The following is a 26,525-nucleotide window of genomic DNA, read 5'->3' on the forward strand; positions in this document are numbered from 1 at the left end:
CCCCCTGGCCGATCCGGCGTCACGTCCGGAGCAGCAATTCCACCGGCCGCCGGGGCGTCGCCCGCGGGGTCCCGTCCGGGCGCCCCAGCGCGAACAGCAGCTGCGGTTGCCCGCGGCCCAGCTGCTCTGCCAGCTCCGCACGTCGCTCCGGCAGCTGCAGCGGCTGATTCAGATAGCGCGCGCAGAACCCGTGACGCGCGGCCTCCAGCAGCACCCGCTGCAGGCCCTGCCCGGCGGCCAGCGACTGCATCGGCCCGTCGATCCCCGTCCCCAGCGCCAGCAGGACCGGCGCCCGGCTCGCCACCCGAGCCTCGGCACGGGCCATCCGCCGGGGCGACACCAGCCGGCGCACGGCCCAGCGGGTCAGACCGCCGGTGAAGCGCCCCACCGGCAGCCCGTCGCCTGCGGCCGCCGGGCGCATCCAGTGCGCCAGCTCCGCCCGCCAGGCCGGGTTGCGCCACTGCTCACGCGTCGCCTCCCGCACCAGCCTTACGATCTCGCGACGCGGCTCCGTCCCGGTCACCGGCCGCAACCAGACGCCCTCCTGGCGCGCCGCGGCGACCAGCGCATCCACCACCTCCGGCGGCACCGGGTCCGGACGGAAACGTCCGCGCCACGAGCGGCGCCGAGGGATCCACTCCTTCAGTAGCGGCAGCGTCTGCAGATCGGCGCCTGCGTGGGTCGTGTTCAGCAGGCGCACGTACGGTCCGGGACCGGCCTGTTCCGGACGCACGTTCAGCCCCCGGCCGTCAGCCGCCGCAGCCACCCGCAGGTTCATCACCGCGCAGCCCACGCTGATCACCCGCTCGCGCCCGCCGGGATCGGAGACCGGCAGGACCCGCTCCGGGTCGGTCCAGACCTCCACCCCATCACGCGCCACGCGGAACCGCCACGGCTGGCTGTTGTGCGACGACGGGGCCTGCGCGGCAAGCTCCAGCCAGTTCCGGATGACGGGGTCGAGATCCATGGGGTCATGCCTCTTCGATCAGGGAACGGGTGCGCGCCGCAATAGCATCGGCCGGATGCGCCATGGCTTCTTCCAGGGTCAGACTCCCGTCACACAGGGCGCGCACGTCGGTCAGGCCCAGCGCGGCCAGTTCGTCCGCATCGGCATCCACGGAACCGGCCACCGCCGCCACCGGCACGCCCGGCCCCTCGGCGCGTCGCAACACCTCGGCCACCACCTTGCCATGCGCGGTCTGGCCATCCAGCCGGCCCTCGCCGGTGATCACCCGGTCCGCCTCGCGCACCGCCGCATCCAGACCGATCAGGTCGGCCACGTACGTCGCCCCCATGCGCGCGGTCCCGCCCAGCACGCAGCCCAGCGCGAAGCCCAGCCCGCCGGCCGCCCCGGCACCCGGTGCATCCACCGGCCGCTGCAGCCATCCGGCGGCCTCGATGACCCCCGCCAGGCGCTGCATGCAGGCATCCATCGCCGCGACGTCGTCCACCGCCAGGCCCTTCTGCGGTCCGAACACCGCCGCCGCCCCCTGCGGGCCGATCAGCGGGTTGTCCACGTCGCTCAGCAGCGTGATATCGACCTCGCCCAGGCGCGGATCCAGCTCCGCGAAATCGGCCTGCACGAGGGCCCCCAGCGCCGCCGGATGCGGCGCCAGCGCACATCCGTCCGCATCCCGGAACCGCACGCCCAGTGCTGCCAGCAGGCCCGCGCCCCCGTCCACCGTGCCACTGCCGCCCAGGCCCACCAGCAGATGCCGGGCCCCCGCATCCAGCGCCGCGCGCATCAGTTCGCCCACGCCCCGGGTATCCAGCTGCCAGGGATCGCGGCGCCCCGCGGGGATCCGGTCGAGACCGCAGGCCGTGGCGACGTCCAGCACCGCCCGGCGACCCTGCGGGTCCAGTCCCCAGCCGGCCTGCAGCGCCGTTCCGTCGGGGCCGGTGACCCGCGCCTGGCGCCATTCCCAGCCCGCCGCCCGGCTTACACGCCATGCGGTGCCCTCGCCGCCATCGGCCATCGGCAGGGCTTGCACCCGGGCATCCGGCCGCGCCGCAAGCACGCCGCGCACCATCGCCGCGGCCACCTCCTCCGCCGCCAGACTGCCCTTGAAACTGTCCGGGCACACCACCACCCGCAGCGGCTCCGCCAAGCTCCCCTCCCGAGTCCGCGACCTGTCACGTCCGTCCGTTGCCACACCCCTCATTATGGACGATGGCACAACGAACCTTCGCCTGACCCACGGCTCGAACGTACATGGACATCCCGCTGTTGATCATCGGCCTGCTGCTGGCTGCCACACTCGCGGCCTTCTTCGCCGGCGTGCTGCCATATCCCGTTGGCTGGATCATCCTCGGGATCGCGTTCATCGGCCGGTGGCTGCATCTGCGAACCCGCGGCGGCAACTGATACGTTGGTCCCATCGAATTCACGACACGGAGAAGCGACATGAGTGATCTGGAAGGCAAGGTCATCGCCATCACCGGCGGCGCCGGGGGCATCGGCGAGAGCACGGCGCGCAAGCTGTATGAACAGGGCGCCAGCCTGGTCATCACCGACCGCGAGGCGGGCCCGGTGGAAGACATCGCCCGCTCGCTCGGCGAGCGCGCGGTGGGCCTGGCTGTCGACGTGACCCGGCGCGAGGACAACGAACGCATGGTCGCCACCGCCCTGGATCGTTTCGGCCGCCTCGATGGCGTGTTCCTCAACGCCGGGATCGAGGGCGAGATCGGTCCGTTCGACAGCCGCACCGATGCCGCCTGGGACAAGGTCTTCGCCGTCAACGTGCAGGGCGTGCGCCTGGGCGCGGAGGCGGCCCTGCCGGCACTGCGCCGCGGCAACGGCGGCAGCATCGTCATCACCTCCAGCGTGGCTGGACTGCGCGGCTTCGGCGGTCTCTCGCCGTACGTATCCAGCAAGCATGCGGTGGTGGGCATGATGAAGTGCCTGGCCGCCGAACTCGGGCCGGAGAACATCCGCGTCAACACCCTCAACCCGGGCCCGGTCGCCAACCGCATGATGGAATCCATCGAAGAACAGGCGAACCCCGGCCATGCCGACGAGGTGCACCAGTCCTTCGAGGCGCGCATCCCGCTGGGTCGCTACGTCAACAACGAGGAATGCGCCGGCATGGCCGCGTTCCTGCTGTCCGACGCCGCCTCCGGCTGCACCGGCAACACCTACGTCGTCGACGGCGGCCTCTGCTCGCAGTAACCCGGGGCCCTAACCCGTCGCGCGCATGCCGCCGCCTCCGCCACCACCCGGTGGCGGGGTCCAGACGTTGCGAAAGGCCTGGTGGGTGTTCTGCGGGAGATCGCGCGAGAAGCGCAGCTGAACGCCTCCGTCCGTGCGTACCGCATGGATCCGCCCGCGCTGGATGCGGTACTGACGTGCCACGTCCTCGCAGCCGCGCAGGAACGCCCTCGGCGGCTTGCCGCGCCGCGCACGGGCGGTGCCGTCACGCAGCTCCACCGTAAACACCAGCCGTGCGTGCCACAGCATCAGCGCGATGCCCAGCGCCAGCACACCAAACATGAAGAGTAACGTGAGCAGCATAGTGGATTGCACGACAGGACAAGGGAAACACTGATCACGTGCGGCTCCGCGGGCGAACAATCGAGCGTCATGTTGACTTCACGGGCCATGGAGTCGCTGGTCAGGGGGCTCCGATATACCCTGCCAGAACCAGCTCCAGCAACACCAGACGGGCCCGAAACGTACGCTCCGGCCAGACAATGGTCAGAGCCGCCAGCAGCCGGGCCGGTTACAGGCTGCGCACGATCCGCTCACTCCCGGATCGCAGCGATGCCACGACCTGATGCGTCTGCTCGGGGTCTTTCGGGCGGGCCACCACGGCCCAGCCGCCGTGCTCCAGCGTACGGCCGACCACCTCGATGACATGCCCCTGGTCCAGCCGGATCGCCAGCGCGGCACCCGCCATGAGGCCGAGCAACGCGCCCACACCGATACCCGGATCGGCGAGCATGCCGGGGGCTCCACCACTCCCCGCCAGGAACGCGAACAGCACGCCGCCCGTCAGCATGCCGAGTCCACCCATCATGACATGGGCCCTGATCGACGTCCGACGGAGACCCCGGGCCTCGGGCGCAATGGCATGGTTGAGAATAGCGCGCCGCTCCGTCTCGCCGTTGGGCGGCCCCAGCACCGTGATCTGCGAGGCCGTCAGGGTGGAACCGTCCAGCAACGTTCGCGCCGCCTCTTCTGCGCCTGCGCACGAACCGAACAGACCCGCGACCTTCGTTACCGAGCGTTCTCCGAAGAACAGGCTCTTCAGGGTGAACATGGTGGTCTCCTGCCAGCCTGCGGCCAGCGGCAAGATGAGTGGTTGCGGCCGGCATGCTGTCCGTCAATGCCTGACCACACTCCCTCATCCTTGACACCCGCCGACCGGAACTCTGTTCGGAAGCGCACATTGATGCCCGACAGCAGCGCTTCGATGACTGCCCCGCAGGGCCTGTGCGGGATTTCAGTGCCAATCAGGAAGGGGGTGCAGTCTGTTTCGGAATCAATCACCTGCGGTGGCCGATTCCGGCGGCACATCCATGCGCCGCCCGGAAACGCCGGTAAATCAGTGTTTACTTGAATGATCAGAATTTCCGCTTCAGGGGTCTGTTTGCGCCCGATTCAACGTCTATCTTCGGAGAGATTCCGGAGATTATCGTGGTCCGACTCCGTTATTTCCTGTTGTTTCAATGGTTGTTACGGCTGGCAAGGCGGCAGGCTTCTCGCCGGGGGAAGGGGCAAACCGGCCATTCGATTGCTACAGGGAGAACTGGCATGTCAGCAAGACAACAAGTCACGGAACTGCTGCGCAGCGCTGACGTCGAGGTCGGCGGCGAGCGGCCCCGGGATATTCAGGTCCACGACGAGCGGCTGTATCAGAGGATTCTGGCCGAGGGGTCGCTTGGCGCCGGCGAGGCCTATATGGACGGCTGGTGGGACGTCGAGCGGCTCGACGAGCTGTTCTTCCGGACCCTCCGGGCGCGCCTGGAGCGCAAGCTGCGCAGCCCGGCGGTGCTCGGCCGGGTGCTGCTGAGCCGGCTCGCCAATGAGCAGAGCCGAAGGCGTTCGCGGCGGGTCGCGGAGCAGCACTACGACCTTTCGAACCGGCTCTACGAGGCGATGCTCGGACCGACCATGCAGTACACCTGCGCCTATTACGGCCCCGACGGGGCCAACGCGACGCTGGACGCGGCACAGCGCGCGAAACTGGAGCTCATCGCGCGCAAGCTGCATCTGGAGCCGGGCATGCGTGTGCTCGAGCTGGGCGGCGGGTTCGGCGAACTGGCCCGGTTTCTGGCTGCCGAGCACGGATGCGAGGTGGACAGCTACAACATCAGCCGCCAGCAGGTGGAGTACGCGAGGGGACTCTGCGAGGGGCTGCCGGTCGATGTCCGGCAGCAGGACTACCGCGAGGCGGCCAGGGAATCCCGGCAATACGATCGTGTGGTGAGCATCGGCCTGATGGAGCACGTCGGCCCGCAGAACTTTCGCGCCTTCTTCGAGCTCGCGCGCGCCCGCCTGAAGCCGGGCGGCCTGATGCTGCTGCACACCATCGGGGGCAACGTAAGCCGCAGGAGTACCGACCGCTGGATCGCCAAATACATCTTCCCCGGTGGCGTGATTCCGTCCGAGGCGCAGCTCACCCGGGCCAAGGAGGGTCTGTTCGTGCTCGAGGACTGGCACAACTTCGGACCGGACTACGACCGCACCCTGATGGCCTGGGACGCCAATTTCGTCGCCGCCTGGCCGGAGCTGAAACAAAGCGAAGGGCTGGACGAGCGCTTCTACCGGATGTGGCGCTATTACCTGTTGAGTTGTGCCGGCGCCTTCCGGGCGCGGAAACTGAATCTCTGGCAGCTCGTGCTCAGCCACGGCGATCTGCCGCGTTACGAGCCGGTCCGATGAGCAGCGCCGCCCGGGAAGCCCACCGCGATCGGGTGGAGGCGATGGCTGCGGCGCTGGCCGGGTCCGACGGGCCGGTGCGCCTCAGAAAGTCCACCAGCAACCTGTTCAGGCCGCGAGAGGAAGCCCGCCGCACGGAGATCGACGTGGCTTCGCTCAACCACGTGATCGAGATCGACGCCGCGGCCGGCGTCGCCGAGGTGGAGGGCATGACGACCTATGCCGACGTGGTCGACGCCACCCTGCCGTACGGCCTGGCACCGGCCATCGTGCCGGAACTCAGGAGCATCACGGTCGGCGGCGCGACCACCGGGGTCGGCATCGAGTCGGGGGCGTTCCGTTACGGCCTGGTGCACGACACGGTGGAAGAGCTCGACGTCATGGTGGCCGACGGGCGCGTGTTGACCTGCTCGCGCGAGCAGCGCCCGGAACTGTTCTACGGCTTTCCGAACTCCTACGGCAGCCTCGGTTACGCCACGCGGGTCCGGCTGCGGCTGATCCGGGTGCAGCCTTATATCCGGCTGGAGCACACCCGCTTCCACGATCCCGAGGAACTGTTCGCGGCGATCGCCGAGGAATGCGCGCACCCGACCTGCGCGTTCCTCGATGGCGTCTACTTCGCCCCCGGCGATTTCGTGCTCACCCGCGCGCATTGCGTGGAATCGCCGCCGGCGGACACCGAGGCCAGCGACTACACCTGGATGCGCCAGTACTGGCAGAGCCTGCGCGAGCGGCGCGAGGACTATCTGAGCATCCACGACTACCTCTGGCGCTGGGACACCGACTGGTTCTGGTGCAGCCGGAATGTCGGCGCCCACCTCAAGCCGGTGCGGCTCCTTCTCGGGCGCAAGCGCCTGTCGAGCGTGACCTACCAGAAGATCATGCGCGCCAGCCGCCGCTGGCCGCTGAGCCTGCTCCACGCCGTGCGCCCGCGCAGCGAGGCAGTGATCCAGGACGTCGACATCCCGATCGGCAACGCCGCGGCGTTTCTGGCCGATTTCGAGGCCGAGATCGGCATCCGCCCGGTGTGGATCTGCCCGTTTGTCGTGCCCGAGGCAGGGTTCTCGTTGTTCCAGCTGCGTCCCGAAACGGCGTACATCAACTTTGGCTTCTGGGACATCGTCCGTTCCAGCGAGCCCGACGGCTATTACAACACCCGGGTCGAGGAACTGGTCGCGAAACATGGCGGCAAGAAGAGCCTGTACTCGCGCAGCACCTACGACGAAGCCACCTTCTGGCAGAACTACGACCGCGAGGCCTACGAGGCCCTCAAGCGCGAGTACGATCCCGAAGGGCGCTTTCCCGGACTCTATGAAAAGGCGGTGAAACGGGGCTGAGGCCGGTGTGACCTCCAGGCGAAACTGCCCTTCGACCCCCGTTCTGTTGCGCGTCGGAAAATCGGGGATGCCCGGACGATCGCCACGATGTTCACCACGATGGCCGCGAACAGCTCGTACACGTTGTGGCGTGGCGCCCGGGCGCAGATGGGTGTTCTTGGGAAGCCCCCGGGCCCTCGTGCGCCTGGAGGCTGCGCCACACCATGCGCTAGAACTCGATGTCGTAGCGCAGCTCCTCGTCCGGCTGACGCAGGAAGTTGCCCTGCACCAGGTCGACCTGCGACTGCCACAGCAGGGCCAGGCCGTCTACGTCCTCGACATAAGCCGCTATGGTGCGCGCGCCGCTGTCACGGGCCGTATTCAATAGCGTCTCCAGGCGTGTGAGCTTGTCGGCGGCATCGTGCAGCCCTTGGGTCAGGGGGCGGGCCACCTTTACATAGTCCGGTCGCAGGCTGCGCAGGAGCTGTGCCGGTTGCTCGCTGGAAAGCCCGAAGTGCTCGACGGCAATCCCGACCTGTAGATCACGCAGTGCCTCGGTCATTCGTTCGGCCTGTTCCGGCTCCGCCACAATGTCTTCCTCTGCCAGTTGCAGTACCAGTGCCCGAGCCGGGAGGCCGGCATGCGCAAGGGTGCGACCAAGCCAGGCGGGCAGTTCCTGGTCGCGCAGCGACCCGCGCGAGAGTTTTACGAAGAACACCGAGTCCGGATGGGTGCGCAGCCGGGCGCCCAGGATGTCCACCGCGTTCGCCAGCACCCAGCGATCCAGCGCCCTGTCGAGGTCCACGTATCCGGCCATGTTCACGAACGGGCCGGGTAGCTGGGTGTGACCTTCCGGATCGCGAATCCGAAGCAGGACTTCGTAGCGCTCGGCCTTATCGGAGCCGGCGATATTGGCGATAGGCTGATATACAAGGAACAGGCGTTGTTCGTGAATCGCCCCGGTAATCACCTCGCGCCAGTCCTCCTGTGCATTACCGCACTCCGGTGTGTTCAGCGTCGGGTCCAGCTGGATGCGATTACCGCCTTCGCTGCGTGCCTGTGCGCAAAGCGCCAGTGACCGGTCCACTGCGTCCGGTGCGGGTGTCTCCGCAAGGGCGGTGATGCCGATACTGACCCCGGAGGAGGGTGCGTGACTCGCGGCACCATGAAGGGCCGGGATTCGTGCGTACAGGGCGTCGCCCCAGTCCGAAAGCGCGTCCGTGTCGGCTCGATGCAGCAGGACCAGGATGGTGTTCTCGCTGAACCGGGTGGTGCGCTCCCCGGGGACGAGACTCGCCGAGATTCGCCCCAGCAGGCGACGTTGAAGCACGGTAAAACCGGCCGCCCCATGGTCGCGAATCAGGCTGGAGGCCTCGTCCCATTCGACACAGGCCAGGGCGACGATGCCGGGCTCGGTAGCCAGCTCCGCGCGCCAGTGATCCAGCAGAGGCGTCAGATCACGGGATTGCAGGGTGGCGGGGGCGCGGGCGGCGCGGCGCCGACGGCGACAGAGACGGGCCTCACCACTCACCTGTTCCGGTGCCGCTTCGGGCGGCTCGAGCGCGGCATCTTCGTGAGCTGCAAGCAGAACGCGCGGGATGTCGAACAGCGTGGGATCCTGGGCAAGGGCCCGAGAGAGCGCTGCGGCCTTGTCGGCCGCAATGTCCGCATCGATCACAATGACCTCGGGCAGGCTCTCCAGCGCGTGGCCAGGAACGTCCTCTTCCGGCGCGACGCTTTGGATGCCAAGGGCCGGAGACTCCTGCAGCGCGCGGGCCAGGGAGGTCGACTGCCCCGTCGTGACCAGCATGACCCGCCACGGGTCCCATGGGCTGGAGTCCACCAGACCCTCCAGTGTTGCCGCCAACTCGGAAGGGATCGTGGGCATCGTCAGGACCGCATCCCAGTCGTCGGCCGTTGTCGAATGTTCGCCATCCCCCGTGTCCTGAAGGACCAGGATATTGGGGAGCCTGATGGCGTCGTCGGGTACCGACGGGCCTGGTGGATCCGCCAGGACTACGCGTGAGTGGGGTGTCACTGCGGGGCTGGAATCCGCGGCCTCCTGCAGGTTGGCGAAGGTGTCCACGTGGAAGCCGGAAGCTGCCAGCTGCAGCGCCAGCTCGTCACGGGCGACCCCGGCGGGGCCGAGCAGCTGGACCTTCAGGCGGTCGGGAACCGGAGTACGTGCATCACCCGCCTCCGATTCCACCGGAACCCCGTCCGATCCGGCAAGATCCTCCGGGAGACTCGCTTGCAGACGAAGGATCAGGGCACCGATGGTTTCCTGTTCATTTCGCGTTGGAGGCAGCGGGCTCTGAAGGTGCTGGGCTACGCGTTCGTCAATGCGCCGGGCGGTGTTCAGACACTCCTTCAGCGGAGTTCCAGCCAGGCCACTGGCAATCACCCGGGTCAGGGGACGCATCTCGCCCAGGTCCACATGGCGGCAGCCCCGCTGCCGGATCGTGTACCAGCGGTCGGCGAGCTGAGCCACCAGACGCGGCAGCTCGTGCATGAAATCCTGACTGGAGTTACCGTCCGAGTGGTTGTGCACGGCCCCCGATTGCGGGGTGCTGCCGGATGGGTCGGCCATGAGCTTCGAACTCCTTTCTGGTGTACGGCAACAACTATAAACAACCACTCAAACAATGTGTAAACCCTCCGGCTCTCGCGAGTTATGGTCAAGTCTGGTGTATGAGCCATGGCTGGTTCAGGCGGCGCTCCGGTCGGTGATGGAGGATCCCTCGTCGTTGGTCGGTTCGGTCTGCTCGATGCCGTCGATGAACGTCACCCCGTTGCGGGTCACGCAACCCCGGGTCTTGTGGGTGCGCAGCCGCACGGTGGCTAAGGTCGATTCGATCGGGTTGGTGGTGCGGATCGACTGCCAGTGCGGGGCCGGGAAGTCATAGAACGCCAGCAGGTCTTCCCGGTCCTTGGCCAGCGTATCGGCGGCTTTCGGGTACTTGTCGCCGTAGGCGGCCAGGAAGGCGTCGAAGGCCTGTTCGGCGTCGGCGCGGGTTTCGGCCATCCAGATTGCCTGCAGGGATGATTTCGCCTTCGGCTGGCTGCGTTTGGGCAGCCTGTTGAGCACATTGGCAGTCTTGTGGACCCAGCAGCGCTGGCGGCGGGTGTCCGGGTAGACCCGGGTCAGGGCCTTCCAGAAGCCCAGCGCGCCATCGCCGATGCCGGTCTGGACCCGGCGCTCCGGCTGCTAGCCATTGCGCACCACCGCCCGGCGACCGTCCGGCAAGCGATCCTCCGCGTAGCTCTCCATGAACGTCTGCAACTCCGCCTCCACCGCTTGCTCAATCAGGTCCCGCGCTCCTCGGCGCAGCAGATCGGTCAACGGGTCCTCTGGTCCGTTCGGGATGTCTGTCGTATCGTGAGCCATGGTGGCGTATCTCCTCTGGCTGGCTGGTTGGTCGCACTTCCATTCCAGCCGGATACGCCGCCTTCCTCAATCCCCCCGTACACCACTTTCGACAGTAACTCCCCCGCAGCTCAGTGACCCCGGAGCTGCAGTTTGCTAACGGTACGGCATTGCCGTATCATTGAGTGATGCTTACGGTTGTGGAAACGGAATTCTTCAGCCGCCTCGTATCGGACTACTGGAACGAATCCGCTCGCGAGGCATTCGCGGCGTACCTGGCATGCAATCCGGACGCCGGCGACGTCGTACCGCGTTCAGGCGGACTGCGAAAAATACGCTGGTCACGCCCCGGGATGGGCAAGCGTGGCGGCGTGCGAGTGATCTACTACAACCGGATGGCGAAAGGGCAAATCTGGTTGCTGCTGATCTACGCCAAGAGCGCCGACGACAACATTCCGGCGCATGTGCTCAGCAAGCTGAGAGAGGCATTGGAATATGATGAAGACTGACCAGGAACTTCGCGAACGCGATGCCCACCGGGACATCGGCCGGGAGCTGCTGGAATCCGTTCAGCAAATGAAGGCCGGTCAATCAGGCCGCGTATGGATCGTCGATGCGCCCGACATTGCGCGTATCCGCATGAAAGTCGGCCTGACCCAGACTTGTTTCGCGCAGCTGCTTGGCGTATCACCCCGCACGCTCCAGGACTGGGAGCAGGGTCGGCGCACCCCTTCGGGCTCCGCGCAAACCCTGTTGAAGATCGCCGACCGCCATCCCGATGTATTAAGGGAACTGGCAGCCTGACGCGGCAGCTACTCGGTAAAACGCAAGGTTTGACCCCCGACGTCCGCACGTATCCCGTAGCAACGGAGATCACCCCACGCCCGTTCCCCGCCGAGGCTGGGGCCCTACCACTGTAGGAGGCGAGCCCTCTCGCCGATCGGGCGTATCCAGCGCCCCGTCGCCCGAAGGGCTGGGCTCCTGCGGGAGGAGGGGCTGCTGCGGCATGTAAACAAGATGGATGCCCTCTTCCGATATTTTTCCGGAGTACTGGATGAATGCCCAACGTGGGAAATCATGGGGGTCAGACCTTGCCTTTTGCCTCTCCCTTGATGCGGGGGCAAAAGGCAAGGTCTGACCCCGACGCCCCGCGCCTTTCGCTGACAAGGCGCGGCTCCTGCCGTGCAGTCACTCTGCACAAGGGAGCTGCAACGCCGTCAGCGAGCAATATGGACCGAGCCCCGGCTTTATCGAACTGATGTGGGGGTTGGCCCCTCATTTTCCCCGGTCCTGCGTTGCGCCGCTTGGCCGTAGAGTGGCTGATGAAGTCCCCTGGACCTGCAGACCGGAAACATGAAACCCGACCGAGAGGCCCCGGTTTTTACTTCTCAGAGGCCGTCAGTGGTCCAACGTTCGGGGTCCACCCCACTTCTTCCCGTCCACCGCCGAGCGGTTGTAGCACCCTTGATGGCAATGGCCTGGGAACAGGCGACTCTTGGGTCGATTTCAGCCTGACAGCCCGTCATGGCCAATGTGCTGGAGCAGGTGCAGCATCGGCGGGACGCGAGCAGCTTTCGGTTCGACACGCTCTTCAATTGAGCTCGCTGAAAACCTCAGGATGCTGTTCGGCTATCCGCAGCAAGGCCACAGCCGAGCCCTGAGGTTCTCTTCGCCCCTGCTCCCAGTCCTGCAGTGTACGAATGCTGACCCCCATCAGGGCGGCAAAGGCCGACTGTGACAGTTTGAGCTTTTGCCTGATCACCTGAGGAGCTGATGGCTCGGAAAGCTGGCGTGTCTTGAGGTCTACTTTCCCCTTCTTGTACTCCTTGATCTCATTCAGGCCTTCGAGAATTTCGGTCCCAATATCACGGTCATTCATCTTTGATCGCCTCCGCTATCTGCCTCAGAGCATGCCCCGGAATCGTTGAGCGCTCCGATTTGTGGTAAAGCGTCAGCATCCATACTTCGTGTTCCGTTTTCTTCCAGTAGTAAACAACTCGCACTCCACCACTTTTGCCAGAACCTGAAGAAGCCCAGCGAACTTTTCGAACACCGCCGGACTCCTTGATCACGACCCCAGCATCAGGTCTCTGCATCAGTAGCGATTGCAACGCCCGATATTCGTCGTCCGTGAGGTACTTCGGCAAAAGCTTGCTGAATGTGCTGGTCTCGATGAAGAGCATAACCAGACTATACGGCAACGCCGTACCGTTGTGCAATCACCCCCGCCCCTCCCGCACCCCACACGCATACGCCTCCATGAAATGGTCGCTGACCAGACGCCAGCGGGTGCGCGTCTTGCCGGGGAGCAGGCGCAACAGCTTCGGCAGCAGTTGCACTGCGGCGTAGGCGAAACCGGCCATGACGCCGCCCTTCACGTACCACGGCAGGGTCACCACGCCGGCCGCCTCCAGTCCGGTGAGGCCGCCCCAGGCCAGCAGCAGCGTGAGGTCGGGTTCCACCAGGAGCCCCAGACGGCCTGCAGGGCGGTCAGGAAGCCGCCGTGGACGCGCCACTTGTGGTGGTAGTCGGCGGTGCGCTTGAAGACGGTGACATCGGCGATGATGTCCTGGTAATCGGCCTCGGTGCCCCGCCACGCCAGCACCCAGCGGCGGCCGCCCTCCTCCGGGGTTGAACCGCAGCGCGCCAGATAGGCGTTGGTGCCTCGGCTCACAACCCCTCGTAGTACTCCCGGATCATCGCCGCCATCTGCTTCCGCCGGGCCTCCAGGAATTCCTGATAGTTGTCCGCGGTCACCTCGCCGATGAAGTCGGGGATGGCGTTCTCGGCCAGGTTGGCCTCAAGGTCGCCCTGGTCGGTGATCTCGCCGATACGCAGCTCACCGGTGCGGATCTGCTCGGCGACCCACGCCATGTACTCCTGCGGGGGATGGTCCTTGATGGCGATGTTGACGGGCGTCTCGGTCAGGGCGAAGTTGGCGATCTGGTTGTAGTCCCACTGCTTCGGGTAGCCGTTCTTGATCAAGTGGTTCTTCGGCACGATGTGGTGCATGTCGCCATGGCCCTCGATCATCTGCGCGACGTTGATCGACTTGGAGAGGAAGCCACGGCCCCCCTTGGTCACCCGAGCGGCCAGGTAGATCTGGAACGCGGGGCTGCGCTTGCTCGGCGAGACCAGTTCCTGCAACAGTGCCACCCCCCAGAAGCCCTCGCCCAGCTCCGACTCCTCAATCACTCGCAGGTACTCGGCGGCCCCCAGCTCATTGATCCGGCGCAAGTCCGTCTCCCAGGTCGACTCGAAGCTGCCCACCGCCCGCCCGGTGAGCAGGGTCATCACGAACCAGCGCTTGATCACCCGCGCCCGCTCCCCTTCCGAGAGCTGATCGTTGCCACGCAGGCGGAGGTAGAGGGCATAGGCAAAGTTGAGCGCGTTCTTGGAGCCGATCATGCTGGAATCGATGAAGCCGGCCGACTTGATCATCATGACGAAGCGCTCAAGATGCGTCTTGCTGACCAACTGGTCCAGGGCGCCGGAGAAGCGCGCATACGCGGCCGGGATGCGCTCCTCGTCTATCCGGCGGGTCTCCGGATCGAGGCCGGACAGCTCGCTCACAATGGCCCCCGCCTTGCCGCGGCTGAACCCCACCAGCCCGGCGATGCGGATCACATCGGTGTACTCGGGCTGGAAAAGCTCGTCGGACTGGTTCTTGAGCCACTCGATCTTGGCCAGGTGCGGGGAATCGGCAAACTCGGTGTCGTTGTCGCGGATGTCGTCGAAGGCGTGTCCCGAGACATTCAGGTGGCAGAAGTAATCGATGAGCTTGCGCAGGTTGCGCCCCTCATCGCCGTAAGTCGCGATCTTGCTCATCACGAAGTCGGCGCTGGATAGCGGTACCCCCTTGGCGTTGATGCGGACGAAGATCTCGGCCACCGTCTCGACGTCGAGATCATCAGCCAGGGAGATCACACCGACCTGGGCATGCTCGATACCGGCCAGGTTCGTGACCGCCGTCTCGACGCGCTCTTCATCGGCGTCGGGATTCTGTTCGAAGTAACCGCGCAGGAAGCTGAGCTGGCTGGAAGAAGAAAAGAACGCGCTGATGTCATGGATCCACTGGCGGCTGTTGCGGATCGCCGGGGTGAGCGTGGCGAACTCTTCGGTCAACGGATTGAACGCGATAGTGATGGGCTTCCTGTCATAGCGCTTGCCGACCACGGGCAGGCCCGCAATTGCGGCGCGCAGCGCCGTGACGCGCTGCTGGCCGTCGATGAGGATCTGCTGGTGCCGGGCGGTCTCGCCCCCCTTGAGCTTGGCGCCCACCGACTGCCAGGTGATCAGGTAGCCGACCGGATAGCCGTTGTAGAGCGAGTCAATCAGGTCACGCACCTGAGAGGTCTTCCAGACGAACGGGCGTTGCAGTTCAGGGATGGCGATCTTGTCGCTGCGGACGTCGGCGAGGACCTGGCTGACGGCGGTTTGTTTGACTTCGTATTTGGCCATTGGAGCAACTCTTGTGATTCACAATTGGTTTCAGGGATAGGAATGAGGGACGAACGGGTCCTCTTTTCAGCCAGTGCGTACCGTGGTCCGACCCCGTTATCTCACGGGTAACGGATGGGCCGCAGCCCATCAACGCCCGCGCCGAGAAGGTCGCGAGCAGTCCGTATTTCCGCAGTGCCTTCGCACATCGGCGCTGCATCGTCCCGGCGGATGGCTGGTTCGAGTGGCAGAAGACCGGACAGGGCAAGCAGCCGCATTTCATCACGTTGACCGACGACGCGACGCAGGACGTGCTGTTCCTGGCGGGCATCTGGGCGCCGACCGCGGACGGTGGGGCCTGCTGCGCGATCATCACCGAGCCTGCGTCCGAGCACCTGGCGCAGATCCACGACCGACAGCCACTCGCGCTGGACGCCGAATGCCGATGGGATTGGCTAGACCCCGAGATCACCGAGCGTGAGCAGGTCCGCCATATCACTCGCCGTATGCCGCCTTCCGCTTTGCGGGCGTATCCAGTTTCCACCCGAGTGAATCGGCCGGCGAATGACGATCGGTCGTTGCTTGATCCCGTAGACCGGGCTTAATCCACCGTTTGCCTGCTCCAGGCCCGTGGCTGGGGGTGTCATTTCCCAGCCGTTGTCTTTCTCTTGATGTTGCAGGAGCAGAACATCCCGAAGCGTTCGTCCAAGTCCGAGTGAATCAACGAGAGCCCCGGGCTTGATGCAAATATACAAAAATTTGTATAGGCTATGAGTATGTCCGGTTCCGGCCCCAAGCCAGTCGTGTTCCGAGCGACGGCACTGGACGATCTCCGTGCTTTCCCCTTGTCGGCTCGACGGGAGGCCGGGCACCAGATCGACCAAGTCCAGCATGGAAGGGACCCCGACGACTGGAAGCCGATACAGTCCGTGGGGAAGGGTGTCAGAGAAATCCGGATCCGAGACGAGGCCGGAGCATTTCGGGTCCTCTATGTCGCCAAGTTCGGGGATGCGGTTTACGTGCTCCATTGATTCTGGAAGAAGACACAAAAGACCCGTAAAAGCGATCTGGACTTGGCCGCTCAGCGTTATCGCGATTTGCTGCAGGAGATAGGCCAATGACCGAGCACCGATTCAACAGTGTGTGGGATGCGATTGAGAACACCCCGGAAGAAGCAGAGAACCTGAAGCTGCGTTCCGCTCTGATGAGGGCCCTCAAGGACCATCTCGTTCGCTCGGAAATGAAACAGGGCGAGGCCGCGAAACTCTTCGGAGTCACGCAGCCGCGAGTTTCTGATCTGATGCGAGGAAAGGTCGACGTGTTTAGCCTCGATGCCCTGGTGAACATGGCAGCGGCCGCCGGCTTGCACGTTGAGTTGCGGGTCCTCGACGCCGCGTAGCTGTGTCGGCATCTCCTGATCGCAGAAGTTCTAGCGTCGGCCTACCGTGTTATGGGTGGGTAGTCCAGCGATCCATGGGGTAGGTGGCTCTCGTGGAATCACAGAAATCATGGGGGTCAGACCTTGCCTTTTGCCTCTCCCTTGATGCGGGGGCAAAAGGCAAGGTCTGACCCCGAAGTCCCCGGGGGCCAAAACAGGCCGCCGTGGCCCTGATGTCCTTCCAAACGCGCTTCGGCGGGATATGGAGTCGGATGCAGGGCCATTGATCAGCGTTTCCTTAGAAGCATTTTGTCACCGTGGTTCGACCCCGTTACTCGCACCATCTGGAAGGAACTCAGCTAACACCTCACGCAACTTAAGACCCAAACCATACAAATCCTCACCCTGATCCGCTTGAAGTGCGTCCGCTATCAAACCCACATAGACGTTTTTATCTATTCCGAGCTTCCCCGCCAATTTTGAAAAGTACACTTTGCCGGGCAACACCCTAAGAAACTCAGATTCGGATGTCCCAATAGCTGAATCTACAACAGCTAACTCCTCATCAAACAGTTCGGCCGGAGGAATCGACCAAACGTCGGGGTCCAATGCTCGCGCATGAACGGCACGCACCTCCTCTTGACTCCCCGAAGCTGTGAGACCATTAATGGCGCGGTAGAACTGATCCTTGCACCTCCGCCGGAACCGCTCGGACGCCTGCCGTAGACGAAGCTCACCAGAAAACTGACTCCGCGCTTCATCAAGGAAATTGTCATATAAAGTATGGGCATCCGCGCTTGATTTCCCGAGGTGACCTGCGATTGCGACAAACAAAGGTCGTAGGCAAAACAAACTTTCGATCTCGTGCACGGGTAGCACATGCACCTGCTGTGGAAGTGACTCCAGATACGAATCTGGAAAGTAGTCGCGATCCACGATACCTATTGCCTGCATCCCCTCCACAAATCCTGCTGATGAGAATGCTTCCGTACATTTGACCACTTCTTTGCAGGAGCCAACAGGAACTACCGCGTCACTCCGCCCCGCAAAGTACGCTCGGTACAATTTCTGATCGTAGCTTGACTCGCTACCTTCGCAAAAGATGACCCGTTTGGCATATATCGAGAACGATGCAGCCGCGAGAATCTCTTCTACGATATCCGGAGGGATCGCCTCCTCTACCAAGACCACTTGCGGATCCACCCCAGGCTTGACGATCAGAAACCCCGACGGCTTTCGCGAGCGCGCGAACTGTAAATCATGCGTAATGTAGACAAATCGGCAGTCGGACCGTAGAGCTTCGAGTTCATCCCAGAACTGCATCGCGAGTCGCGAGTGAAAGTGAACCTCGGGTTCATCTACAACAATAACTCCCGGCTTCGCTTCAAGGGTCCTACCTGCCAAATATAGGGCAACTCTTTCACCGTCGCTCATGGACTGCGCGGAATACTCACTCTCTCCTGAGGCATATTCAGATATGACCTTGGGAGTATAGCCTTTGAACGAAATGCGGCGCCCGGGGAATAATCTTTCCCAAGAATGCTGAAGTCGCATCAGCCGTGTAGTGTCTGGCTCTCCCTTGTTCTTGTAGTTGTCGCGAAAATCCATAGCCGATGCGGAATCTTCGGCCATTAGCTTAGCGAAGAGGTGATTGATTTCAGATGCAATGCTCCAGGGTTTTCTGCGGCGCTCCTTCTTTTTGTTCGTGAGCTCCTGCTCGGCCTGTGCGAGTGACTGCATCGGGATGCTTTCTTGTAGGGCGATATTACGAAGCGCGCCGATTGTTTCGGCGTCGTTCCACTGGCTCAACTCCAAACCATATCGCGTCTTGCCTGCACCATTAGGACCAATAATAACGAGCGGCGCGTTACCTTGGTGCATATCCCCCTTTTTATTGTATTTTATGGCTACGCTCACTGTTACATGTCCTTGGTCGGCAAGATGAGTTGACTGACGCACGCATTGCCTGGAGTCACTTGTGCGCCCATATAGTCCAAAATATATTGATTCTGGCCATTAGGTAGTCGCGTGAATTCAGGTGGATGTGTCGCCAGCGTGGTTCTAACCACCGGTTATATTGCGCGGCTGTTGCTATGCGTGCTTATAGGGCCGGCGATGGGCGGCGATACTTTGAGTTTTCGGATCGATTGTCATATCAGGCGCCAGTGGTCGTTGTCGGTTGTAGCCTGGCCCAGGATCTCGAGTGCAGCAAGGACCTGGTGGATCGACTTCGTTGGTTTGCGCTTGAAGTGGGTGGCCAAGGCGTCCGGGGTTTGGGGGCCGATGGTGAGGAGGCGGCGGACGGCTTCGACCTGGTCGGGCATGGACTTGGGCCAGGTGGGCTTTTTGGCCGGTTCGGTCGGGGTGTCGGCGGCGGCCTCGGGTTTGGCTTCGAGCGTGGCGGTGGTCTGGGTGGCTTCGGGGGCCTGGTAGTCGGGGCGCAGCCAGCGGATGTGGCCCTGGGCTTCTTCGGCGGCGCGTTCGGCGTTGAGGGCGACGAGGCGGCTGAGGAGTTCTTCTTCGGCTTCGGCCTGGTCGGCGGGTTTGTCTGGTAGCGGGGTGGTGGCGCCGGGAGGGCCGACGAGGCGGTCGGCGAGATCGTTCCAGCCGTAGGCGTCGAAGACGGCGCGGTCGAGGTCGTCGTGCAGTTCGCGCAGCAGGGATACGAGGCCCTGTTCGTGGATGGTGCGTTCCTTTTCGGTCAGCGGTTCTTCGGCGCGCAGTTTTTCCAGCACGTTGTACATGCCGGTGAGGGTGAGGTCCGGGTGCTCGGCCTGGCGTGCCTTGCGGTGGGCGTCGATGCGTTCGGCGAGGTCGCCGATGGTGGCGGCCTGCTGGTCGTCGAGTTCCGGGAAGGGGAAGGTCTCGAAGCAACGACGATTGTTGTATCTAGGGTCATTACCTACGCCTAGGCGGCCTCCCGCCTCTAGCGCCCAGGTTACATGGGTCCTTGAGCTCAATACTCCTTGCACCTTTCCATGGTGATGCGCGATAACAATCAAACCTTGGTCGGGCAGTATGGAATGGTCCATAGAAACAAAGAATCGGTGCTTTGCTGTCATCGGGGTGACCAACAACGTCGGCGTACGCTGGAGCGCTTTGCGCATTTCCTGTCTTGGCTTTCCAAATATCCACCATTGGGCGGCGTATGCAGCACCGTCCTTGGTGTGTGCTTTTGCATCTCGCTCTGGCTTCACGCGGTCAATAAGCCAATTGAACAGGGAAGGAAATTTATCTCGGGTCTCGTCTTCCGTGAAACCAAAAAGGTCAATAACGAAACGATCGGTGCGCCTTTGCGCGATATCCCGACCATTAACGAATGGTCTTATTATTTTATTCCTCCCAATCTCGCCATCCAAACCCAACCGAGCCGCCTCTTCGCGTGTTACAGAAAAATCACCGATCAGAGAGACCCCTCGAAAGCTTAAAGCGGAGTTTGCAGCCAATAGCTGTGCGTCTGCGATATTAGGGCCAACGGCTAAGTCCGGAAATAGCTTTCCATAGCGACTATTTAACTTTACTGACCTATCATCCTCTAACGTGCCATTCTCGCTGAGTACGGACGACAATACGCCCGGGTGGTCACCGGGCACGCCGACGGTCATGGCAATGCGCACGGCGGCGCCGTCAGTGCTGTCCACCCACGGGTGGTCGGGGATGGCGAAGGCGAGCGACAGCGGCTTCTTGCTGTCGTTGAGGTGCGGTTCGAGCACGCGGCGGTTGAAGGTCTGACGCAGGCTGTTGGTGGTGATGAAGCCGAAGCGTCGGGCTTCGCCCATGCGCACTTTCTCGGCGGCGATGTGCCACCAGTACATGACGAAGTCGGCGGAGTCCGGGACGATGCCCTTGAATACCTTGCGCACGGCGTCCACGTAGCCATCCCCCAGTGCGCGGCGCATGGTGGCGGCGCCAATAAACGGCGGGTTGCCGACGATAAAGTCGGCCTCGGGCCACTCGGTGCGGCGCGGGTTGCTGTAGTGGTAGACGGGGGTGCGGCCGGTCTCGTCGGGGATGAGTTCGCCGGTGACGGGGCTTTTCTTGTAGCTGATGCCGTCCCAGATCGTCACGGGTTCGCCGTGGTCGTCGGTCATGGGTTCGCGGCTGTCATATTCGATCAGCGCGTCGCGGCATTCGATGTTGTGGAAGTCGCGCAGGATGGGTTCGGGCAGGCTGAGGCGGCCGTGCAGGCGGTAGTGCCATTGCAGGTAGCCGATCCACAGCACGATTTCGGCGATGGCGGCGGCGCGCGGGTTGATCTCCAGCCCGAGGAACTGGTGCGGGTCGACGGTGAGGCCTTCGGTGTCGAAGGTGGCCTGGCCGGCGCTCAGGTCGCGGATGAGGTTGAGCACTTCGCCTTCGAGGCGCTTGAGGTGTTCCAGCGCGACGTAGAGGAAGTTGCCGGAGCCGCAGGCGGGGTCGAGCACGCGCGTCTCGCACAGCCGGTGGTGGAAGCGGTGCAGTTCGTCCAGGGCCTTGTCGGGCTTGTTCTGCTGCAGCCAGGCCTCGGCGGCGACCTGCACGGTGTTCCATTCGGCGCGCAGGGGCTCGATGAGCGTGGGCATGACCAGGCGTTCCACGTAGGCGCGCGGGGTGTAGTGGGCGCCGAGCTTGTGGCGTTCGCGCGGGTCCAGCGCGCGTTCCAGCAGGGTGCCGAAGATGGCGGGTTCGACGAAGCGCCAGTCGGCCTTGCCGGCCTGGATGAGCAGGCCGATCTGGTCGGCGTTGAGCGGGATGGGGTCGATGTTCTGGAACAGGCCGCCGTTGAAGCGCTGCACCTTGTGCATCAGCTGGCCCTCAAAGCCGCCGGTGTTCATCGTCTCCCACAGGGAGCGCATGGCGTCGGGGAAGTGCTCGGGGTTTTGCTGCAGGCGTTCCAGCAGGGCGGTGAAGCTGCCCTTGGGCAGGAGTTCGACGTCTTCGCTGAACATGGTGAACAGGCAGCGCTTGAGGAAGTGGGCGACGCGCTCCACATCAAAGCCGTGCTGTTCCAGGGATTTGGCGAGCTCGGCCAGGCGCGCACTGACCTCGCGGGTGACGCGGGCAGCGTGCTTGCTGGCGTCGAGCTGGTCCGGCGCGAGCCACAGGTGGTGCAGGCGCTGCTGGATCTCGGGGTCGCGCAGGTCTTCCAGGCGGATACGGTGGCGGCTCGGGTCCGGGTAGGGGACGTAGGTGCCGCCGGAGCGGGAGAACTCGGAGTAGAGCTCCAGGCTGCGACCGACATCGGTGACCACGATGAACGGCGGGCGGCCTTCGTCTTCCGGCAGGGCGCGCACGTACTGGTCGGCCTGGTTCTGCGCGGCGAGCATGGCCTTGTCCCAGCCCTGGGTGTGCAGGCCCTTGCCGGTCTGCTTGGCCTCCAGCACGAAGCAGCCGCGGCGGTAGAGGTCGATGTAGCCGCGGTTCTCGCTGCCGTCCGGGTTGCGGATGGTGACGCGGCGTTCGAATACGTAGGCGTTGTCGGCAGTGTCGTCGCTGGCCGGGTCGGGCTGGGGCAGGTCCAGCAGCGCGCACAGCTCGGTGAGGAAGAGCTGGTAGTTGGCGCGCTCGGAGCCGCCGGTGTCGCGCCAGCGCTCGAGGAAGGCCTCGACCTGCTCCGGCGCGGCAATGGCTGCGGCGGGTTCTTCGTCGGCGTGTGCCGGCGCCTCGGCGGTTGCGTCCATCGGCCGTATTTCCTTCGATCTTTCCGGGGAAACGATACCGATTCAGATCGCCGTTGTCCCGTGTCCGACGCCGGGTCGGCCGGCGGGCCGGTCGGTAGGAGGCGAGCCTCTCGCCGATTCGGCCGGGTGGGTCGTCCGGGCCCCGGTCGGCCAGGGGGCTGGCCTCCTACGCGGGGTGGGCGACCCTCCGGCCGATCCGGCCCGGTGGGTTGTCCGGCCCCGGTCGGCCAAGGGCTGGCCTCCTACGCGGGGTGGGCGACCCTCCGGCCGATCCGGCCCGGTGGGTCGTCCGGGCCCCGGTCGGCCAGGGGGCTGGCCTCCTACGGGCGGGCTGGTCGGTAGGAGGCCGGCCCCCCGGCCGATCCGTGTCCGGGCGTTACAACCAGCCGCGGCGGCGGAAGAAATAGAGCATGCCGGCGACCACGCCGAGCATGACGAGCCAGACCACGGGGTAGCCGTAGTAGGTGTAGAGTTCGGGCATCGACCAGGGGCTCTCGGGGTGGTCGAAGTTCATGCCGTAGATCCCCACCACGAATGTGAGCGGGATGAAGATGGTGGCGATGATGGTGAGCACGCGCATGACGTCGTTGGAGCGCTGGTTGATGGCGGACATGTAGGCCTCGATCAGGGTGGCCGCCATCTCGCGGTAGGACTCCAGCAGATCCACGATCTGGATGGCGTGGTCGTGCACGTCGCGCAGGTACGGAAACAGCTCGACGGTAAACGGTTCCAGGTCGTCGCGCATCAGCCGCGCCACCACGTCGCGGGCAGGCCAGAGCTGGCGACGCAGCACCAGGAGTTCCCGGCGCAGCCGGTGGATCTCGGCCAGGGTGCTGGCGTCGGGCCGCTCGAGTACCGCGTCTTCGAGGCGTTCCAGCCACTCGCTGATCTCTTCCAGCACCGGGAAGCCCTGGTCCACCACGGCGTCCATCAGCGCGTAGGCCAGGTACGCGGCACCCAGGCGGTTGAAGTTGCGGTTGACGCTGCGCATGCGATCGCGCACGGGCTCGAAGGGATCCTGCTCGCCACCGTGGATGCTGATGATCAGGCCGGGGGCCACGAACAGGCTGAACTGGTGGAGTTCGATGCGGCCTTGTTCATGCCGGGGGTGGCTCAGGATGACCATCAGCGCGTTGTCGAAGAAATCGACCTTGGGGCGCTGGCCCTGGTGACGAATGTCTTCCAGCACCAGCGGATGCAGACCGAAGGCATTGCCCAGGGCACGGAGCTGCTCGGGCCCCGGCATACCCTGCAGGTGCAGCCACATGAAACCCTCGCCGGTGTCACCCGCACCTCCGGACAGGATCCGGTCGGCATCGAGCTCCGTCAGCCGCTCATGGCCGTAATGCCATGCACAAGCCCGGGCGCCCTCGCCCACGTCTTCGCGTGCATGGGCCCCGTGGCCGGGTGCCGCGCCGGGCTCGGGATAGGTTTTTTCGAACAGCCGGCTCATGACGCCTCCCGCAGAAATGGGCCTCGAGTATAGCCCGTGCGCGCCCCCGCCCGTGGGAGCGTGCTCGCACGCGAACCCATTCGCGGCCAGGGCCCGGCGCAGTCGTTCAGCGATCTCGCAGGCCTCTTCGGCATCGGCGCCGGGCAACAGGACCGGGCATTGCACCCCATGCATTCATGCGGGGCACGGCGAGAGCTGCCGTGCCTATACTCGGGCTGAATGCACAGCCCTCCGCAATCCAGGAAGGAGATCAGCATGGCCAGGCGTGGTTACGGGCCGGCGGCCCGGTGGCAACCGGACGAACCCTCACCGAACGCGGCTTCCGGGGTTGCCGAAGCCCCCTCGGGCCCCGGGTCCCCGCCGCCGGGAGAGGAAAGCCCGGTGGAAGGCCAGCTGGAGTTCGTGAAGATCTCCCCGCTCAAGCGCTTGCCGTTTTTCGGCGAAAAGACCAGCAGCATCGCGGAACTGCGCCAGGCCGGCACGCCGATCGCCCGGCTGCGCCGCCCTTCGGGCGGATTTGCGGCGTGGTTCGGCAAGCCGGAGCTGCATTTCGCCACCACGCGCATGCGCCTGGCCGACCCGCCGGACGCGGGGTTCTTCCAGCAGATTCAGCGCAATGTCGGCTTCTTCGGGATGCCGCAGCGCCAGGAGGTCTGGCGCGCCGGCGCGGGCACGGTCACGCAGATCGAGGAGACCAGCACCGACCGCAAGACGCTCAGCGGGCTGTTCAGCTATCGCGACGATCACTACCAGGTCAACGGCGAACGCACCGACTGGCGCGGGCTGTTCAGCTATACCCTGCGCGACAACCGCGACATGGTCGCCACCTTCCGGCCCAAGCAGGAAACCGGCCTGACCGACGGCTGGTTCGTCGAGGTCATCCATCCGCGCCCGGTCGGGGCCATCGCCATCGCCTGCCATATGGCCATGTGGCTGGAAGAAAGCACCCGCGGCTCGAGCGGCGGCGCCGGAGGGGCCGGCGGAGGTGGTGGCGGTGGCGGCTGCTGACCCCGCGCCGATCAGCCGGTCGCCCTGTTCGGAAACCGCTCCGGGTGCTCAATGATCTCCTGCGTCAGGTCGACATCAATATCGGGCCAGTAGAAATGTCCCGGGGATGGTTCTTCCACATTCACGATGGCCCTGACCGGCTGGTCACGGAACCAGGGGAATTCGTCGTAGGGCATGAACAGTTCCTGGCCTCGCACGAGCAGCCAGAGACCATGCCCCGAAATGTTCGTGACCTCAACTTCCGAAATAGCGTTGCCATGCGCTGACAAGCTCATGATGGTGCTCCTCGATCAGCCACTCGATCTCTTTCAGCTGCGCCCGGTTGTATCGCCATGACTGCGCCAGCTGTAGTTCCGGTTCCAGCCAGAATTTTGCTTCGCCCTCCGCCGAAACCACATGGACGTGCTTGCGCGTTTCTTCTCGCGAGAAGAAAAAGAATCGATACCCCTTCTCTCTGAATACGGTTGGACTCATCGTTGGTATCAGACCTAACTTCGAGGGTAGCAGTATAGTCGAGACACGTCCCTTTCAGCCGCGGCGTACGGAGGCCTGGTGGAGTTCGTCGCGGGCGATGCCGACGAAGTCCTGCATGAAGGCGAGGCCCTCGTCCTCGCGGCGGATGGCCAGGCGCAGGGTGCTCCACAGGCCGTCGGGGCCCATGCGCAGACGCGCGATGGCGGAACGCCCGGAACCCCGCGCGCCGTTTCCCGCGCCCTGCATCTGCGCCTCCAGTTCCGGCAGGGCCCATTCGGGGAGCGAGGCGACACCCCGCCCGCTGGCGACCAGCTGCAGCAGCATGGCCGTCACCTCGGTGGTCCGTCGGGGTAGCGAGATGCCCGTCGGGTGCAGGAAGTGCCGGCAGATATCCAGGCGCTCCTCCTCCACCGGGTAGGTGATCAGGGTCTCGCCCTCGAGATCCGCCGGCTCCACGTAGCTGGCCCCCTCCAGACGATGCCCGCGCGGCACGATCAGCAGGTTCTCGTACTCCAGCAGGTCCAGCGCGATCAGCTCCGGGTCTTCCACCGGATCCGGCGACACCGCCGCGTCGACCTCGCGTTCGCGCAGGGCATTCAGGGCATCGAAACCATGGCTCAGGCTCAGGTCCAGCTCCACCTCGGGCCAGTGTTCGCGGAAGGCCGCCAGCGAGGGCATCAGCCACTGGAAGCAGCTGTGGCACTCCAGCGCGAGGTACAGCCGCCCGCCGCGGCCGTCGCGGATGCGGGCGATGTCGCGCTCGGCCGCGGCCACCTCCGGCAGCACGCGCTCGGCCGCCTGCAGCAGGCGCGTTCCGGCCGGTGACAGGCGCACCGGCGTACTGCGCCGTTCGAACAGCACCACGTCCATGCGCTCTTCCAGCTGCCGCAGCTGGTGCGACAGCGCCGACTGGGTGACGCACAGCGACTCGGCCGCCGCCGTCACGCTGCCCAGGCGCACGATCTCGTGCAGTGCCCGCAAATGCCGGATCTCCAGCATGCCACCCTCCTTCATGAACCTGACTCACATACTACGTGACAAAAACTTGTTTTACTCATGCGTGGACAGGGTAGAAACTAATCCCCGTGCTCACCCGCAGTGGCGCCTTCATCGGGGCGCCGGGGCGGAAGAGCCTGCCACGCTGCTGACATGCTGCTGTATCTGCGTGACATCTCCGTTGGACCGGCACGTCGGGGTGGTGTCCCGACACGCCGCGGGAAGGGAGTCCCCCGCCGCATCGACGCTTTTTCTTGGCTGGGTGTCGATGCGGCTTTTTTGTGCGCGCTTTTCCCCGGCACCGCTGCCCCGTGTGCCCCGTGTGCCCCGTAGGAGCGCAGCCCTCTGCGCGATCCGGCGCCGGGGCTGGCCCGATCGGCCAGAGGGCTGGCCTCCTACGGCCGGGGGAGGTCTCGTAGGAGCGCAGCCCTCTGCGCGATCAGGCTACGGCGAAAGATTCCGGACCGGGAACTCGTTCGCCTGCAAGCAGGCTCCTGCATGTTGGTGGCTGTCCTATAATGTGACCATCAACATAGTCAGGAAGCACGAAAT

Annotated in this window: 25 protein-coding genes and 3 pseudogenes; 10 read left to right on the top strand and 18 right to left on the bottom strand. The window is 64.6% G+C overall.

The features are described 5' to 3' along the window. Positions 1 to 19: 19 nt before the first annotated feature. Both D577_RS0112985 and D577_RS0112990 read right to left on the bottom strand, forming a co-directional pair. Positions 20 to 967, bottom strand: a complete 948-nt coding sequence (locus D577_RS0112985; RefSeq protein ID WP_018947899.1) for a nitroreductase family protein — start codon at positions 965 to 967, stop codon at positions 20 to 22. A 4-nt stretch (positions 968 to 971) separates the two neighbouring features. Next, complete coding sequence (locus D577_RS0112990) at positions 972 to 2,108, bottom strand: glycerate kinase (RefSeq protein ID WP_018947900.1); 1,137 nt, start codon at positions 2,106 to 2,108, stop codon at positions 972 to 974. 104 nt (positions 2,109 to 2,212) lie between these two features. Between D577_RS0112990 and D577_RS14385 the strand changes: the two genes are divergently transcribed. Both D577_RS14385 and D577_RS0113000 read left to right on the top strand, forming a co-directional pair. Further along, positions 2,213 to 2,365, top strand: coding sequence for a hypothetical protein (locus D577_RS14385; RefSeq protein ID WP_018947901.1), 153 nt, complete (start codon positions 2,213 to 2,215; stop codon positions 2,363 to 2,365). A 39-nt stretch (positions 2,366 to 2,404) separates the two neighbouring features. Further along, entirely contained in the window at positions 2,405 to 3,169 is a 765-nt protein-coding gene (locus tag D577_RS0113000; RefSeq protein ID WP_018947902.1) for an SDR family NAD(P)-dependent oxidoreductase, read from the top strand. A 9-nt stretch (positions 3,170 to 3,178) separates the two neighbouring features. Here D577_RS0113000 and D577_RS0113005 read toward each other — a convergent pair whose 3' ends face one another. Further along, entirely contained in the window at positions 3,179 to 3,511 is a 333-nt protein-coding gene (locus D577_RS0113005; RefSeq protein WP_018947903.1) for a DUF3634 family protein, read from the bottom strand. Positions 3,512 to 3,719: 208 nt separating this feature from the next. After that, entirely contained in the window at positions 3,720 to 4,259 is a 540-nt protein-coding gene (locus tag D577_RS14470; protein WP_018947904.1) for a hypothetical protein, read from the bottom strand. A 494-nt stretch (positions 4,260 to 4,753) separates the two neighbouring features. Here D577_RS14470 and cfa point away from each other — a divergent pair, with 494 nt between their 5' ends. Continuing rightward, on the top strand, positions 4,754 to 5,884 hold the full coding sequence (gene cfa / locus D577_RS0113015) for a cyclopropane fatty acyl phospholipid synthase (protein ID WP_018947905.1): 1,131 nt from the start codon (positions 4,754 to 4,756) through the stop codon (positions 5,882 to 5,884). Next, a complete protein-coding gene (locus tag D577_RS0113020; RefSeq protein WP_018947906.1) occupies positions 5,881 to 7,218 on the top strand; it encodes an FAD-binding oxidoreductase in 1,338 nt (445 codons plus the stop codon). Before cfa ends, D577_RS0113020 begins: the two co-directional genes overlap by 4 nt. A 208-nt stretch (positions 7,219 to 7,426) precedes the next feature. Here the strand turns inward: D577_RS0113020 and D577_RS0113025 are convergent, their stop codons facing one another. From D577_RS0113025 to D577_RS14475, 3 genes and pseudogenes are all read right to left on the bottom strand, one after another. After that, complete coding sequence (locus tag D577_RS0113025) at positions 7,427 to 9,691, bottom strand: EAL domain-containing protein (protein ID WP_026289078.1); 2,265 nt, start codon at positions 9,689 to 9,691, stop codon at positions 7,427 to 7,429. A 213-nt stretch (positions 9,692 to 9,904) separates the two neighbouring features. After that, positions 9,905 to 10,378, bottom strand: a pseudogene (locus tag D577_RS14160) (transposase); the annotation flags it as partial. Positions 10,379 to 10,405: 27 nt separating this feature from the next. Further along, a complete protein-coding gene (locus D577_RS14475) occupies positions 10,406 to 10,585 on the bottom strand; it encodes a hypothetical protein (protein ID WP_018947909.1) in 180 nt (59 codons plus the stop codon). A gap of 167 nt (positions 10,586 to 10,752) precedes the next feature. On the opposite strand from D577_RS14475, the gene D577_RS0113040 reads away from it, so the two are divergent. Continuing rightward, complete coding sequence (locus D577_RS0113040; protein WP_018947910.1) at positions 10,753 to 11,073, top strand: hypothetical protein; 321 nt, start codon at positions 10,753 to 10,755, stop codon at positions 11,071 to 11,073. Further along, complete coding sequence (locus D577_RS0113045; protein ID WP_018947911.1) at positions 11,063 to 11,368, top strand: DNA-binding transcriptional regulator; 306 nt, start codon at positions 11,063 to 11,065, stop codon at positions 11,366 to 11,368. The genes D577_RS0113040 and D577_RS0113045 overlap by 11 nt, the downstream gene beginning before the upstream one ends. A 787-nt stretch (positions 11,369 to 12,155) precedes the next feature. Here the strand turns inward: D577_RS0113045 and D577_RS0113050 are convergent. From D577_RS0113050 to D577_RS0113065, 5 genes are read right to left on the bottom strand one after another with little or no spacing between them, the layout of a single operon-like run. Continuing rightward, positions 12,156 to 12,443 carry a DNA-binding transcriptional regulator gene (locus D577_RS0113050; protein WP_018947912.1) on the bottom strand — a complete coding sequence of 96 codons (288 nt, stop codon included), beginning with the start codon at positions 12,441 to 12,443 and terminating at the stop codon, positions 12,156 to 12,158. Then, positions 12,436 to 12,747: a type II toxin-antitoxin system RelE/ParE family toxin gene (locus D577_RS14165; protein ID WP_081618849.1), complete on the bottom strand. Its 312-nt coding sequence runs from the start codon at positions 12,745 to 12,747 to the stop codon at positions 12,436 to 12,438. The genes D577_RS0113050 and D577_RS14165 overlap by 8 nt, the downstream gene beginning before the upstream one ends. Positions 12,748 to 12,783: 36 nt before the next feature. Then, positions 12,784 to 13,026: a hypothetical protein gene (locus tag D577_RS14480; protein WP_244263474.1), complete on the bottom strand. Its 243-nt coding sequence runs from the start codon at positions 13,024 to 13,026 to the stop codon at positions 12,784 to 12,786. Next, entirely contained in the window at positions 12,957 to 13,238 is a 282-nt protein-coding gene (locus tag D577_RS14485; RefSeq protein ID WP_018947914.1) for a hypothetical protein, read from the bottom strand. Before D577_RS14485 ends, D577_RS14480 begins: the two co-directional genes overlap by 70 nt. Further along, positions 13,235 to 15,025 (bottom strand): DUF262 domain-containing protein, encoded by a 1,791-nt coding sequence (locus D577_RS0113065; RefSeq protein WP_018947915.1) that lies wholly within the window; start codon positions 15,023 to 15,025, stop codon positions 13,235 to 13,237. Before D577_RS0113065 ends, D577_RS14485 begins: the two co-directional genes overlap by 4 nt. A gap of 104 nt (positions 15,026 to 15,129) precedes the next feature. Here D577_RS0113065 and D577_RS0113070 point away from each other — a divergent pair. The 3 genes and pseudogenes from D577_RS0113070 to D577_RS0113080 form a co-directional block, all read left to right on the top strand. Continuing rightward, positions 15,130 to 15,609: pseudogene (locus D577_RS0113070) on the top strand (SOS response-associated peptidase); the annotation flags it as partial. Between the two features lie 165 nt (positions 15,610 to 15,774). Then, positions 15,775 to 16,125 (top strand): annotated as a pseudogene (locus D577_RS13745) (type II toxin-antitoxin system RelE/ParE family toxin). Further along, positions 16,122 to 16,403 (top strand): helix-turn-helix domain-containing protein, encoded by a 282-nt coding sequence (locus D577_RS0113080; RefSeq protein WP_018947918.1) that lies wholly within the window; start codon positions 16,122 to 16,124, stop codon positions 16,401 to 16,403. Before D577_RS13745 ends, D577_RS0113080 begins: the two are co-directional and overlap by 4 nt. Positions 16,404 to 16,694: 291 nt before the next feature. On the opposite strand, the gene D577_RS14170 is transcribed toward D577_RS0113080, so the two are convergent. The 3 genes from D577_RS14170 to corA form a co-directional block, all read right to left on the bottom strand. Beyond that, positions 16,695 to 18,299: an AAA family ATPase gene (locus tag D577_RS14170; protein ID WP_155985583.1), complete on the bottom strand. Its 1,605-nt coding sequence runs from the start codon at positions 18,297 to 18,299 to the stop codon at positions 16,695 to 16,697. 233 nt (positions 18,300 to 18,532) lie between these two features. Next, positions 18,533 to 22,042, bottom strand: a complete 3,510-nt coding sequence (locus D577_RS0113085; protein ID WP_018947919.1) for a DNA methyltransferase — start codon at positions 22,040 to 22,042, stop codon at positions 18,533 to 18,535. 376 nt (positions 22,043 to 22,418) lie between these two features. After that, the gene (gene corA, locus D577_RS0113090) at positions 22,419 to 23,495 is read right to left on the bottom strand and encodes a magnesium/cobalt transporter CorA (RefSeq protein ID WP_018947920.1); all 1,077 of its coding nucleotides are present in this window, start codon (positions 23,493 to 23,495) and stop codon (positions 22,419 to 22,421) included. Positions 23,496 to 23,876: 381 nt separating this feature from the next. Here corA and D577_RS0113095 point away from each other — a divergent pair, with 381 nt between their 5' ends. Then, positions 23,877 to 24,503, top strand: a complete 627-nt coding sequence (locus D577_RS0113095; RefSeq protein ID WP_018947921.1) for a hypothetical protein — start codon at positions 23,877 to 23,879, stop codon at positions 24,501 to 24,503. Positions 24,504 to 24,514: 11 nt separating this feature from the next. Here D577_RS0113095 and D577_RS14175 read toward each other — a convergent pair whose 3' ends face one another. From D577_RS14175 to D577_RS0113110, 3 genes are read right to left on the bottom strand one after another with little or no spacing between them, the layout of a single operon-like run. Then, positions 24,515 to 24,778, bottom strand: a complete 264-nt coding sequence (locus D577_RS14175) for a DUF2442 domain-containing protein (RefSeq protein WP_081617446.1) — start codon at positions 24,776 to 24,778, stop codon at positions 24,515 to 24,517. Then, positions 24,738 to 24,977 (bottom strand): DUF4160 domain-containing protein, encoded by a 240-nt coding sequence (locus tag D577_RS14180; protein WP_018947922.1) that lies wholly within the window; start codon positions 24,975 to 24,977, stop codon positions 24,738 to 24,740. The genes D577_RS14175 and D577_RS14180 overlap by 41 nt, the downstream gene beginning before the upstream one ends. Before the next feature lie 54 nt (positions 24,978 to 25,031). Beyond that, complete coding sequence (locus D577_RS0113110) at positions 25,032 to 25,976, bottom strand: LysR substrate-binding domain-containing protein (protein ID WP_018947923.1); 945 nt, start codon at positions 25,974 to 25,976, stop codon at positions 25,032 to 25,034. Positions 25,977 to 26,525 lie beyond the last annotated feature (549 nt).

Origin of the sequence: Thioalkalivibrio sp. AKL17 (assembly GCF_000377885.1) — a bacterium.
Lineage (GTDB): Bacteria > Pseudomonadota > Gammaproteobacteria > Ectothiorhodospirales > Ectothiorhodospiraceae > Thioalkalivibrio > Thioalkalivibrio halophilus.